We start from the raw sequence: 11,949 nt of genomic DNA on the forward strand, positions 1-11,949 counted from the left end.
GAATGACTCAAGCTGTTAGCCAAGCACCGCAATTAGACTCAAACGGTTTACGCCAAGCGCTGCGCATAGCCGGTGGTTGCACCATAGGGTTTACTATTAGTAAATTAATGAACTGGCCATACGGTATATTTTTTACTGTTTACCCTATGTTGCTACTTGGTTTAGTGCCTGTGTTAAATAAAAGCATTGTGCGCCAGTTTTTAGCCAGTGCTGCCATTAGTATTCCAATGGTTTTAATTATGCAGGGCTTGTTTTCGCACCTTCCGGTACTGATGACCATTATTGTATTTTTAGCGTTTTGCTTTTTGTTTTATCAAATGAGCTCAGGTGCGGCTTTTTTATTTGGCGCACTAGGCGTGGTTGGGTTGTCAATTCAACTGCACTTTTCAAGCTATGTAACCGGTACAAGTAGTGTATACCCGCTTATTTTAAGTAATGGTTTGGCTACTGTTCTCTCTATTGTTATTGCGTTTGTTATGCATGGTGTTTTTCCTGATGTAACCGCGCGTGCCGTGAGAGCGGTACCCGCTAAAGCCAAAGAAAGCATTCGCCATGAGGTATTATTATGCGCAACGGTTGCTACGCTTTCGTTTGTGGCGTTTCAAGTCCTCGATTTACAAGATTCAATATCGGCGCAAGCCTCATCGGTATTAATTTTGTTTTCGCTGTGCTGGAAAGCCGCAGGTATGGCCGGTTGGCAGCGCGCTATTGGTACATTAATTGGCTGTAATGCTGCGTTGTTGGCGCAAGTGTTATTGTATAATCACTCTGACTTTTTATTGTTTCCGGTGCTTATACTGTGGACGTTATCGTTTGTATTTAGCCGTTTTCATATTATTGGTGGCGGCGCACCGGGCATAGGGTTTGGTGTGTTAACCACGTTTGGTATTTTGTTTGGCAACTCACTAGGCCCCGGGCAAGACCTTGTTTATAGTGCCATGTATCGCTTTAGCTCTGTTGCGGTGGCTATTGTGGCAAGTTTATCTGCGGTGTATGTAATGCACCATATATTAAATCGCTTTAGTGCCACCCGCCATCATACCTACGAATAACCCACTTACGCCTACGGTTAACTATTAGCTGTAGGCGTAAATTAAGCATACTTTACTGTAAAGCCTTATAAACTTAGTGAGTTATAACTTAATGTTACCGCGCAAGGCTTTGGTTTGCCCATGTTTGGTTTTTTTATCCATGCGCTTGCGCTGCGAGTTACGGCTTGGCTTGGTTGCGCGGCGGGCTTTATTTACCTTGGTTGCGCTTAAAATTAAATCTTTTAAACGTTTTAGTGCATCTTCTCGGTTAAGCTCTTGGGTGCGAAAGCTTTGGGCTTTAATTACCACCACGCCCTCCTTGGTGATCCGAGAGTCGTTTAGCTTTAATAGACGTTCTTTGTAAAAATCGGGTAACTTTGAGCGGTTAATATCAAAGCGTAAATGAATGGCGCTGGCTACTTTGTTAACGTTTTGGCCACCGGCACCTTGCGAACGTATAGCAGTTAGCTCTAGTTCCCATTCATCTATAGTGACAGTATTTGAAATAGTTAACATTACGTTCAGCTCTTATCGACAAAAATGCAGTATAACATTTGTAACTATATTTGTGCTGAATCAGCTTAAGTTATAGAACTTTAAAGTATTTATACTACTTTATAGCCTAAATACAGCTAATACTTTAGTTATGTATTGGCAAGCGCTTACATTTAGTTTTTAATGGCTTTAATTAAATAATAGGAAACGCCCAATGAAAAAAATAATTTTATCACTTAGCTTATTAGCAATGAGTTTTTCTAGCCTTGCTGAAGATATTAGCGAAGGCCAATTACAAAGCTACATGAAAGCACTGCCGGCTGTTTCAAGCTGGGCTAGCAGCCAAGATTCGTTAAAAAACCTAGATTTAGCAAGCATGCTAGGTGGCTCTGCTGATCAAAATGTTGAAGAGCAAAGCTCTCTTGCTAATAGCGCATTAAGCATGATTAAAGAGCAAGGTTTATATAAAAGCTTTGCCGATATTACTAACCGTTACGGTTTTTCGCCTGAAGAATTAGTATCTGTTGGCTCAGAAGTATCTATGGCTTACATCGAAAACCTTAAATCGGGTCTTTCAGCTGAAAACCAAGAAACAGCAAATAAAGTAATGGGCGGCCTGCAAAGCCTTAAAAGTGCTAAAAGCAGTGACGCTAGCTCGTTAATGGGCTCGTTTGGGAAGGCTTCAAGCGCGGCTGAAGAATCTACAGACCCACTAGTAAGCGAAAACAACCTTGAGCTTGTGAGCGAGTACATGCCACAGCTGCAAAAGATTTTTGCACTACTATAATTTTACAAATAACCTAAACGTAGGTTAAGTAAACACGTACATAAAGGGTGGCATTTGCCACCTTTTTTAATGCCTAAAATTTAAAAACCTTACGACATTTTACGAATTGTACTCAGCGGTGCTATTCGTAAAATCCAATGCAGGAATGCCCACGGCCAGCTTGGCACAAAGCTGTTGGCTTTTTCTTTATTTATTGCTTTTACCAGTGCTTTGCAGCCAGTTTCGGTATCAACAATAAACGGCACTGTTTTTACTTTTTCGTTTATTTCGCTTCTTATAAAACCTGGATGTACACAGCTTACTTTTATAGGCGTGTGCATTACATCTATGCGTATGCCTTCACTTAATGAGGTAATAGCCGCTTTAGTCGCGGCGTAAACGGTCATGGCGCGCCTAAAACCTCGTACAGCACTAATAGATGAAATAGTCACTAAATGACCATGGTTTTGCGCTCTAAAAATTTCCATTGCGGCCTCAGCTTGCGCAAGTGCGGCCACAAAGTTAGTTTGTGCGGTTTGTTTGTTGGCATTAAAATAACCCGTACCAATAGAAGCACCTTTGCCCATACCAGCGTTTATAATCACTCTATCAAGGCCGTTAAGCTCTTCTTTAAAGGCGTTAAATACGCTAAATACTTGCTCGTGGTCGTTAACATCAAGCACTTTTATGCTAATGGTTATATTTGGGTTTATTTGTTCAAGCTCACTTTTTAGCTGCTCTAATAGCTCAAAGCGCCGAGCACATAAAGCAAGATTACAACCTTGTTTTGCAAACTCTTTTGCCATGCCTTTGCCTAAGCCTGAACTTGCACCTGTTATTAGTATGTTTTTGCGCATAATTAGATCCTTAGGTGTATGTAATTAATTTTTGTTGTGGGTGGCACTCTAAAAAGTGATGCTCGTTTAAACTACTTATCGTTAATTTTTGATTTTTTCCTTTGCCGCGCGCCACTACTTTGGTTACGCCTGCGTTTACTAAGCTCCAATTAATATCAATAAAGCGCTCGAGCTTTAGCCCCATTAAATGGCTGGTTATAATGCTAATAGGCCCGCCAGAGGTATAAATAATTACTTTTTTACCGTGGTTTTCATTGGCTATTTGTTCAAGCGCGCCAAGTACACGGGCAGTAAATGCATTAAAGCTTTCGTTATATTGAGTGCTATCGGGATTGAGTACCCATTGCTGTATGGCGCTAATAAATACCGTTTTAAAGTATTCCATAGGCTCGGCTTGCTTGCTAAGTGCGGCGCGAACTTGGCTTGGGGTGGCAAGCTGTGGGTTATAAACGGCTAAAATATGCTCGTGATCGTATTCGTTTAATCGCGCATCGTTTATTAGTACCGGCGCATTATTAGCACTTGCTAAACTCAGCTCTGCGGTTTGGTTATGGCGCAGCATACTGCCAGCAAATACAACATCGGGTGTTAGCTGCTTTTGTGCTAAATATTCACCTAGTAGTGTGGCTTGCTGTTGCCCTTTTGTTGAGAGCGTATCGTAATTATCAGCCGAAAAACTGGCCTGCCCGTGGCGTACTAAATATAAAATACACATTAGACTTTACCTTGGTTGTTAATGGCTTTTTTACAGCGCCATAAAAGGTAATGTACAAACACCCAAAAGTGTTTAAAGGCGGGGTTTTTAGTTTGCCCATGGTGATAGCGGTAATAAATTTGCTGCACAATGCCGGCAAGCCTAAATAGCCCGTACACTTCGTAAAAGGTAAAGTCATCTACGGTTATATTCATTTTTTTACAGTAGTAGGCCACTACTTCTTTGCGCGTTAGCATACCCTCTAAGTGAGTGGGTTGACGGCGCGTAGCTTGGGCTAAAAAGTCATCTGCTGGCTCTACCCAGTAAGCCAATGTATTGCCCAAATCCATAAGTGGGTCGCCAAGGGTGGCAAGTTCCCAATCTAAAATACCCAGTACGTTGGTGTAGTCGTTTGCATCAAGCACAACGTTATCAAACCTAAAATCGTTATGTGTTATGCAAATACGCTCGTTACTTGGCATGTTGTTTTCAAGCCACTTAATGACTTTTTTACCGCTGGGTACATTCCAGGTTTTGGCTTTAGTAAAGCGCTCGCTCCAGCCGCAAATTTGGCGCTGGGTGTAGCCTTCGCCTTTGCCTAAATGACTTAAATTGGCCTGTTTGTAATCTACTTTGTGTAACTCTACTAGGCAGTCGAGTACGTTTTCGCACAGCTTTTTAGTGCGCTCGGGCGTGGGGGTTAATCCGCGTGGTAAATTTTTACGCGGAATAATACCCGTAAGCTTTTCCATAACGTAAAAGTCGGTGCCGAGTATGTTTTCATCGTCGCAAAACGCCTCCATGTTTGGCACATAGCTGTAAACTGGTTTTAGCGCTTGCTGCAGCTTATATTCACGGGCCATATCGTGTGCGCCTTTGGCTTTGGTGCCTTTGGGCGCACGGCGTAAAATAAGCGATTGCTCTGGGTACTCTAGGCAGTAGGTCCAGTTTGATGCCCCCCCTGCGTATTGAGTAACACTGGGCTCGCCAGTTAGCTGTGTAAGGTGCTGTTTAAGCCAGGCATCTACTTTTTGTATGTCGAGCTCTTCGCCTTGGCGTACGTTTTTGGCTTGGTCTAATAATTGTGTGTTCATTGCTAGCCTTTATTATTTTGATTTTAAACGTTGCATAGAGCGTGTTTTTTTCAGCATGTTTTTAATGTACCACTCAATGGGGAGTAGTTTTTTCATTAAAAAGGCCTGTTTACCTAATTTATGGGTCAAAATTAAAAATGGGCGGTTAAGCGACTGCTGATAAATAATATCGGCAACTTGCTCTGCGTTTATGGGGGAGCGCTCAAAGGCACGGTTAAGCATGGTTTTCATGGCCGGCTCGCTGGTGCGCATGGATTCATCAAGATTGGTTTTAAAAAAGCTCGGGCACACAACACTTACATCTATATTATCGTGGGCGAGTTCGAGCTTTAGGGTTTCGCTAAAGCCTATAACCGCCGCTTTTACGGCGTTATAACTGCTCATAAACGGAATAGGGGTAAGCCCTGCTTGTGAGGCTATATTAATAAAGTAGCCACCGCCTTGTTGCACAAAGGCGGGGTAAAACGTTTGGCACACCCGCACCATAGAGAGCAAATTAATATCCATAATCCACTGCCATTGCTCAAGCGATTCGCCCTCAAGCGAGCCGCCCGTGGCAACGCCTGCGTTATTAATGACAATATCTACGCCCTGCCACTTGGTTTGGATAATATCGTAAAGCCCCTTTACATCTGCTTGCTTGGTTACATCGCAGGCGTAAAAAAAGGCATTGCTTTTTAGTGCTTGCAGCTCACTAATGGTTGTGGCTGCACGCTCGGCGTTTATATCGGCAATACAAATTTGTAAGTTAGCGCCCAAATTACTTGCGTAACTCAGGGCTAACGCTTTACCCAGCCCTGTGGCTCCACCTGTTATTATTAGTCGTGTTTTCATGGTGTTGCCTTAGCGGTATTTGTTAAGTTCGAGGCGCGAAACCATGCCCATATGTACTTCGTCTGGGCCATCTGCAAGGCGTAAAATACGCCCCATTGCATTAAACGAGGCAATAGGAAAGTCGCTCGACACCCCAGCGCCCCCAAACACTTGTATCGCCATATCTGAGACCATTTGCAGCATATTAGGCACGACTACTTTTATGCTCGATATTTCGGTCATGGCGTTTTTAACGCCTTGGGTGTCTATTTTCCATGCCGCGTGCAGGGTTAATAAACGGGCTTGGTCTATCGCCATACGCGCTTGCGCTACACGTTCTAAATTACCGCCTAATTTAAGTAAGGGGTTACCAAAAGCACTGCGCGACAGCCCGCGTTTAATCATGAGCTCTAAACAGCGCTCTGCTGCGCCAATTGCGCGCATACAATGATGAATTCGCCCAGGCCCTAAGCGCCCTTGTGCAATGGCAAAACCTTTGCCTAACCCTAAAATAAGATTTTGTTTTGGTACGCGTACGTTATTAAATTCCATTTCACCGTGGCCGTAGGGGGCATCAAAATCGCCACAGGCACTTAGCATGCGCTTAATGTTTACACCGGGCGTGTTTAGCGGCACAAGTACCATTGAGTGCTGGCTGTGTTTATCGTTTTCGGGGTTAGAAAGCCCCATAAAAATAGCCACCTGGGCATTAGGATGACCAAGGCCGGTGGTCCACCACTTTGTGCCATTTAAAATAAGCTCGTCGCCATCAACATCTATGGTTGCTTGCATGTTTGTCGCATCTGATGAAGCGACATCGGGCTCGGTCATGGCAAATACTGAGCGAATATCGCCATTTAATAATGGGGTTAACCACTGCTGTTTTTGCTCATCATTTGCAAAGTGATAAAGCACTTCCATATTGCCGGTGTCGGGGGCATTACAATTAAATATTTCTGATGCAAATAAACATTTACCCATTTGCTCAGCAATAGGGGCGTACTCTAAGCAGGTTAAGCCTTGGGCTAAATCGGCATCGGGTAAAAATAAGTTCCACAGGCCAGCGGCTTTTGCTTTCGCTTTTAATGGCTCAATGTGCTCACTTAACTGCCAAGTGGACCAATCGTTTGAATTATTTTTAGCATGGTTATGCGCAACTACTGCTTGCTCAATAGGCAATACGTGTTCATCCATAAAGGCGGTTACACGCTTTAGGTAGTCTTGGCTTTTTTGGCTTGGCTCAAAGTTCATTAGGGTTGCCTGTTTATTTTTTAGTTAACCCAGCATAAAACATTCGCCCCAATGAATTAAATGAAATATATTACCAGTTAAGTGTGAATTGCATTCATAGTTTGAGTGGGTAATAATGATTGAAGCTAAAAATATTCAGCAGTTAGATTTAAATTTACTTAAAATATTTGAATGCCTATACCGTGAAAAAAACATGAGCGAAACCGCAAAGGTGCTATACATAACACCCTCAGCAGTCAGCCATGCTATAAAACGTTTGCGTTGTGTATTAAACGATCCGTTATTTGAGCGCCAAGGGCAATTAATGCTCCCCACCCCTGCGTGCCAACGTATGGCACCCGAGCTAATAGATTTACTCGAAAAATTACGCCAAGTGCTACAAGCCTGCGGTGATTTTAATTTAGCGACCACTGCACAAACTTTTAAAATAGCCCTGCACGATGCAATAGAGCCTATTGTTTTGCCTAAATTGCAACTTGCACTGGCAAAACATGCTCCCAATGCAAGCTTAGCGAGCGTAAAATTAAGCCGTGAAGATATGCATAAGCAATTAGCTAATCATCAAATAGATATGGCAATTGATGTAGCACGGCCAATAAAAGCGCCCATTAGCCATGCTGTTCTCTCAAGTGATCACTTTTGTGTACTCATGAAAAAAAACCACCCGCTTAAAAACCAACTCAATATAGACAATTATTTAGCGGCTAAGCATGTTGCGGTATCTAACCGAGCAACCGGTACTGTTATTGAAGATATTGCGTTATTGCAATTGAGTTTTAATAGGCAGGTGGCTATACGTTGTCAAAATTATTTTGCCGCGAAAGAGGTAATAAAAGACGCGCCATTTTTACTTACTTTACCTTCAATGGTGGCAAGCCAACTGCTAGACGACACGCTAATAGCACGGCCAGTTCCCACCACTATGCCTGCTATTTATCAGCATTTATATTGGCATCAGAGTACTGATAAAGACGACGCTTTAGTATGGTTACGTGGGCAAGTGCAGCCTATTTTTAAACGTTAATAGCTATAAAAAAAGCGCCAAACTTAGTGAACTTAATTTGGCGCTTCGCATTATTTTTTAAGCGTTTACAAGGCGTTTGTTTTTAAACTTAAGCCCAGCAATTAATAACAGCGGCCCAATAAACATGGCAAGGCCATATACACCGCCTGTTACTGCGTATTCTGGCTTATTTAAAAAGCTTATAGCAATTAAAATAGCCAGCGATGCGTTTTGAATCCCCACCTCAATCCCAAGTGTAAGCGAATCGGTCAGGTTAAGATTTGAAAGCTTAGCTATGAGCAAGCCAATGACCATTGAGCCAATATTTAATGCAAGGCAGGCCCAAAATACAGCATCAAACGAGCTTGCCAGTAAGGCGCGTTCTTTTATTACTAACGCGGCTATCATGGCGAGCATAAAAAATAACGAAAAACGCCTAAAAAACGGCTCACTTTTAATCGCAAATTCGCTTTTAAAATGGCGCAGGCTTATCCCTATGGCTACAGGCACTAATGTAATGACAAACAGCCCAAGCGATGTAGTTAATATAGAAAAGTTAGCATCGTCTTGCGGCGCAAATTGGTGCATGGCAAAGCCAATAATAAACGGGGTGGTAATAATGCTAATAGCAGTTGAGGCAGCGGTTAAGCTTACCGACAGCGCTAAATTAGCCTTTGCCAGCTGACTCACTACGTTTGACATAGTACCACCCGGGCACGCGGCTAAAATCATTAACCCTATTGCTATAGGCGTGGGTAAATTAAGTAAATAACACAAACCTAAAGCCAGTAGCGGCATGGCAAGAATTTGGCCTAGTAAGCCCATAGCAATTGCTAAGGGCTTTTTAAAAAGCCGCGTAAAGTCGCCAACTGTAAGCCCAAGCCCCATGCCAAACATAATAAGGGCAAGGGCGAGTGGGAGTATGATTTCTGTTAAAAATGATGCGTTCAAATTAGGCGGCCTCTGTTGTTTTTAATGCCAGCACTTCGTAGTTAAATGAGTACGGGGTTAGCTGCGTTTTTATCTGTTGTTGCAGCGCGTTTAACTCATCTTCATTAACTAAAATTGTGGCTTTTATGCCTAACTTTTTATCAGCAAACACATTTATTTGCACGGTTTTGTTGATTAATTGCTCGCTAAGAGCCTCTGTAATGGTTTGTTTTATTTCTAGGCAAACCAGTTCGGGCTTATAAATTTTACCTACGGCAGTAAGCGGTATTTCATCAATTATATAAATAGCTTTTGGTATTGCTGCTCGCTCAGGTATGTTGGCGCTAACATACGCGGTTAGAGCGTCAAGTTTAAGCGTGCTATTTGGGCTTAGCGTTACGTAAAGTACGGGTACTTCGCCTGCGTAGCTGTCGGGGCGTGGCACGGCGGCTGCAAGTGTTACTTCGGGGTGGCTGGTTGCGGCATCTTCTATCATTTTGGGGTCTATATTGTGTCCGCCACGTATTATTAGCTCTTTTTGCCTACCACATAAAGATACATACCCGCTCTCATCTATTTTTCCTAAATCGCCGGTTCTAAAATACTGTTGGCCGTTTTCATCAACTACCCATGCGCCTTGGTTATGCGCATCTTCTACGTAACCGGGAAATACGTTATTACCGGTTATTATTATTTCGCCAACATCGAGTGTATCGCAAATTTTAACAAGCGTGCCTTGCTCGTTTATATCGGCAATTTTAAGTGTAATACCAGGTATTGGTAGCCCTACAGAAGCCTCTTTATTAATTGGGTTTACAGGCATTAACGTACTTACCGAGCTGCCCTCAGTTGAGCCATAACCCTCTACCAGTGGGGTGTTTGTGAGTTTAGTAAACAGGGCTTGTAAATCTGATGAAAGCGGCGCGGCCCCACAAATGGCAAACTTCATTTTAAGCGGTGGCACCGATATTTTTTGCGAGGTAATTTGCTCAACCATAGCCGCGTAAACAGTAGGTACAGCGGTCATAACGGCTACATCGTAATTATTAATTAGGGTGAGTAAGTTTTGAATGATGTTTTTACCTCTAAAGCCAGAAGGGCTTGCGAGTAAAATTTTACAGCCTTTCATAACCGAGGCAATGCCTGTTGCCACTGCCGCATTTACATGAAATATGGGCAAACCTACTAGCATGGTATCGCCTGCGTTTACTGGCGAAAGTAAATTAACCTGCCCTGCATTGGTAAGCTGGTTTAAATGTAAGTGTTTGGCAAGTTTTGGTAAGCCGGTGGTACCACCCGTATGAAAATACGCGCACACATCGCTTTGCTCAGGCAAAGTAAAATTAGCTGCTTGCGTACTTTGCGCCGCGAGTAACTTTTTAAACCCATACACGGGTACTTTATTATTTTGCGAGCACGCTATGTCGTCACCAAATAAGCTAATAACCGCTTTTAGGCCGGGTATATGCTCTTTAATTGCCATTACTTTTTGCCAAATATTGCTACCAGGGACTGGGCCTAGGGCAATAATTACTTTGGTATTGGCTGAGATCATAATTTCTTTCATTATGGACTCATCAAGCAAGGGGTTTATGGGGTTTGCAATGCCAGCAGCCTCTGCTGCCCAAAGCGATACATAGGTTTCAGGGAAGTTAGGTAATACCAGCGAGGTTACCTCGGTTTTTGTAATACCCAACGAGTGCAATGCATTGCCAAGCCCTGTTACGTTTTTTGCGAGCGCTTTGTAACTCATTTTACGGTGCGGATTAGCAAAGCTTTTACCTTTAAAGGTCATTAAAATGCGGTGAATTAGCTTTTTTGCAAACGGAATTTGCGCTTCGCTAATGCAGTCGCCATCTAAAATGTATTCAATAGCGGTTGCATCACCAAAGTTTTTTGCCGATTGTAAAATGGCATGATAAGTAGAGCGAGGAAGTTGCTCTGGTGATATTTCAGCAAGGTTTAAATTGCCAACATCGGCGTGGTTTTTAATTGTTGTTATATTCATAAAACCCTCAACGTATCTTTATAATGTGTGTGTTTGCGTGTGAGTGCATAGTATTTAAACGCGGCTTTGGGTGTGTGGGCCATTACCGCGCAAATTTTAGTCTATCAAAATTAAGCTATTGCCAGTGTTTTAATCTAAAAAGCTGTTATCTTTTGCGGCAACAACCTGATACATGGGCTGAAAGTTCCCCCATGTAACTAGCTCTGAGCCATTGGCTTGTTTAGTGTGTAGCGCAACATCGTGAGAAATAAGCTTAGGCTCGCCTGCGGCTTGCGCTAATAATTGGCTTTGGCAGCAGCTATCTAGCAATACAAAATTGGCAACTGCGGCATCAACCGACGAACCGACGGTAAGTAAACCATGGTTTTGCAAAATAACAGCGCAGTGATCAGCCAGTGATTTAGCTATCATGTCGCCCTCTTCGCTGTCGGCCACTACGCCGCTAAATACATCAAATACACTGTGGTTTTCGTAAAATACGCAGGCATCTTGCGAAATTGGTTTAAGTAACTCTCCTAATGCCGAAAACGCACGGCCATAACGTGTATGGGCATGGGCTACTGCGTTTACGTCGGGTCGTGCCATGTGTATGCGTGAATGAATAGCAAACGCGGCATTATTAATCGGTGTGCTGCCTTCAATAATATTACCTTTATGATCAACCCGAATAAGATCTGATGCTTTAATATGCGCAAAATGCATACCCACAGGGTTTACCCAAAAAGTATCGGGCTCTATGCAGTCGCGAAGTGTTATGTGCCCCGCAAGTCCTTCATCAAAACCGTACATGGCAAATACTCTAAACCCAGCGGCTAGGCGTTGTTTTTCGTAGCTGCGTTGCTCCTTAAGGGTGTTAAATTTAGGCGGCATAATAAGTTTAAATTTGTCGCTGCCTATGGTCATTTTTGCGGCTTGCTGCTCTAGTGTATTGCTCATAATAATCCTAAATTAAACTCTGTTGACTTTAGTTTAGCCTCGCTTAAGATAAATAGAAGTGATGTTAATTA

General features: G+C 42.9%; 12 protein-coding genes. 3 read left to right on the top strand and 9 right to left on the bottom strand.

Translation table 11 applies throughout. From position 1 onward, the window contains the following. Positions 1 to 2 precede the first annotated feature (2 nt). Complete coding sequence (locus CWC04_RS10980; RefSeq protein WP_004586263.1) at positions 3 to 1,052, top strand: DUF2955 domain-containing protein; 1,050 nt, start codon at positions 3 to 5, stop codon at positions 1,050 to 1,052. A gap of 81 nt (positions 1,053 to 1,133) precedes the next feature. On the opposite strand, the gene arfB is transcribed toward CWC04_RS10980, so the two are convergent. Beyond that, positions 1,134 to 1,547, bottom strand: a complete 414-nt coding sequence (gene arfB, locus CWC04_RS10985; protein ID WP_024033019.1) for an alternative ribosome rescue aminoacyl-tRNA hydrolase ArfB — start codon at positions 1,545 to 1,547, stop codon at positions 1,134 to 1,136. A gap of 193 nt (positions 1,548 to 1,740) precedes the next feature. Between arfB and CWC04_RS10990 the strand changes: the two genes are divergently transcribed. Then, positions 1,741 to 2,313 (top strand): hypothetical protein, encoded by a 573-nt coding sequence (locus tag CWC04_RS10990; protein ID WP_004586261.1) that lies wholly within the window; start codon positions 1,741 to 1,743, stop codon positions 2,311 to 2,313. Positions 2,314 to 2,402: 89 nt separating this feature from the next. Here CWC04_RS10990 and CWC04_RS10995 read toward each other — a convergent pair whose 3' ends face one another. Genes CWC04_RS10995 through CWC04_RS11015 form a run of 5 tightly spaced genes read right to left on the bottom strand, consistent with a single transcriptional unit; the run spans position 2,403 to position 7,001 of the window. Further along, positions 2,403 to 3,149: an SDR family oxidoreductase gene (locus CWC04_RS10995; RefSeq protein WP_170865589.1), complete on the bottom strand. Its 747-nt coding sequence runs from the start codon at positions 3,147 to 3,149 to the stop codon at positions 2,403 to 2,405. Between the two features lie 10 nt (positions 3,150 to 3,159). After that, the gene (locus CWC04_RS11000; protein WP_138685437.1) at positions 3,160 to 3,864 is read right to left on the bottom strand and encodes a histidine phosphatase family protein; all 705 of its coding nucleotides are present in this window, start codon (positions 3,862 to 3,864) and stop codon (positions 3,160 to 3,162) included. Next, positions 3,864 to 4,937 (bottom strand): phosphotransferase family protein, encoded by a 1,074-nt coding sequence (locus CWC04_RS11005; protein WP_138685438.1) that lies wholly within the window; start codon positions 4,935 to 4,937, stop codon positions 3,864 to 3,866. Before CWC04_RS11005 ends, CWC04_RS11000 begins: the two co-directional genes overlap by 1 nt. 12 nt (positions 4,938 to 4,949) lie before the next feature. Beyond that, positions 4,950 to 5,771: an SDR family oxidoreductase gene (locus CWC04_RS11010; protein ID WP_138685439.1), complete on the bottom strand. Its 822-nt coding sequence runs from the start codon at positions 5,769 to 5,771 to the stop codon at positions 4,950 to 4,952. A gap of 9 nt (positions 5,772 to 5,780) precedes the next feature. Next, positions 5,781 to 7,001 (bottom strand): acyl-CoA dehydrogenase family protein, encoded by a 1,221-nt coding sequence (locus CWC04_RS11015; protein ID WP_138685440.1) that lies wholly within the window; start codon positions 6,999 to 7,001, stop codon positions 5,781 to 5,783. 115 nt (positions 7,002 to 7,116) lie between these two features. Here CWC04_RS11015 and CWC04_RS11020 point away from each other — a divergent pair, with 115 nt between their 5' ends. Beyond that, on the top strand, positions 7,117 to 8,025 hold the full coding sequence (locus tag CWC04_RS11020; protein ID WP_138685441.1) for a LysR family transcriptional regulator: 909 nt from the start codon (positions 7,117 to 7,119) through the stop codon (positions 8,023 to 8,025). A 57-nt stretch (positions 8,026 to 8,082) separates the two neighbouring features. Here CWC04_RS11020 and CWC04_RS11025 read toward each other — a convergent pair whose 3' ends face one another. The 3 genes from CWC04_RS11025 to CWC04_RS11035 form a co-directional block, all read right to left on the bottom strand. Continuing rightward, complete coding sequence (locus CWC04_RS11025) at positions 8,083 to 8,955, bottom strand: bile acid:sodium symporter family protein (protein ID WP_138685442.1); 873 nt, start codon at positions 8,953 to 8,955, stop codon at positions 8,083 to 8,085. A gap of 1 nt (position 8,956) precedes the next feature. Beyond that, positions 8,957 to 10,942: an AMP-binding protein gene (locus tag CWC04_RS11030; protein WP_138685443.1), complete on the bottom strand. Its 1,986-nt coding sequence runs from the start codon at positions 10,940 to 10,942 to the stop codon at positions 8,957 to 8,959. Between the two features lie 129 nt (positions 10,943 to 11,071). Next, positions 11,072 to 11,878 (bottom strand): class II aldolase/adducin family protein, encoded by an 807-nt coding sequence (locus tag CWC04_RS11035; protein ID WP_138685444.1) that lies wholly within the window; start codon positions 11,876 to 11,878, stop codon positions 11,072 to 11,074. Between the last annotated feature and the right edge of the window lie 71 nt (positions 11,879 to 11,949).

Source organism: Pseudoalteromonas sp. S2893 (assembly GCF_005887105.1).
Taxonomy (GTDB): domain Bacteria; phylum Pseudomonadota; class Gammaproteobacteria; order Enterobacterales; family Alteromonadaceae; genus Pseudoalteromonas; species Pseudoalteromonas atlantica.

Coding starts and splice junctions, on each gene's coding strand:
- CWC04_RS10980 (WP_004586263.1), top strand. CDS start 3: ATGACTCAAGCTGTTAGCCAAGCACCGCAATTAGACTCAAACGGTTTA.
- arfB (WP_024033019.1), bottom strand. CDS start 1,547: ATGTTAACTATTTCAAATACTGTCACTATAGATGAATGGGAACTAGAG.
- CWC04_RS10990 (WP_004586261.1), top strand. CDS start 1,741: ATGAAAAAAATAATTTTATCACTTAGCTTATTAGCAATGAGTTTTTCT.
- CWC04_RS10995 (WP_170865589.1), bottom strand. CDS start 3,149: ATGCGCAAAAACATACTAATAACAGGTGCAAGTTCAGGCTTAGGCAAA.
- CWC04_RS11000 (WP_138685437.1), bottom strand. CDS start 3,864: ATGTGTATTTTATATTTAGTACGCCACGGGCAGGCCAGTTTTTCGGCT.
- CWC04_RS11005 (WP_138685438.1), bottom strand. CDS start 4,937: ATGAACACACAATTATTAGACCAAGCCAAAAACGTACGCCAAGGCGAA.
- CWC04_RS11010 (WP_138685439.1), bottom strand. CDS start 5,771: ATGAAAACACGACTAATAATAACAGGTGGAGCCACAGGGCTGGGTAAA.
- CWC04_RS11015 (WP_138685440.1), bottom strand. CDS start 7,001: ATGAACTTTGAGCCAAGCCAAAAAAGCCAAGACTACCTAAAGCGTGTA.
- CWC04_RS11020 (WP_138685441.1), top strand. CDS start 7,117: ATGATTGAAGCTAAAAATATTCAGCAGTTAGATTTAAATTTACTTAAA.
- CWC04_RS11030 (WP_138685443.1), bottom strand. CDS start 10,942: ATGAATATAACAACAATTAAAAACCACGCCGATGTTGGCAATTTAAAC.
- CWC04_RS11035 (WP_138685444.1), bottom strand. CDS start 11,878: ATGAGCAATACACTAGAGCAGCAAGCCGCAAAAATGACCATAGGCAGC.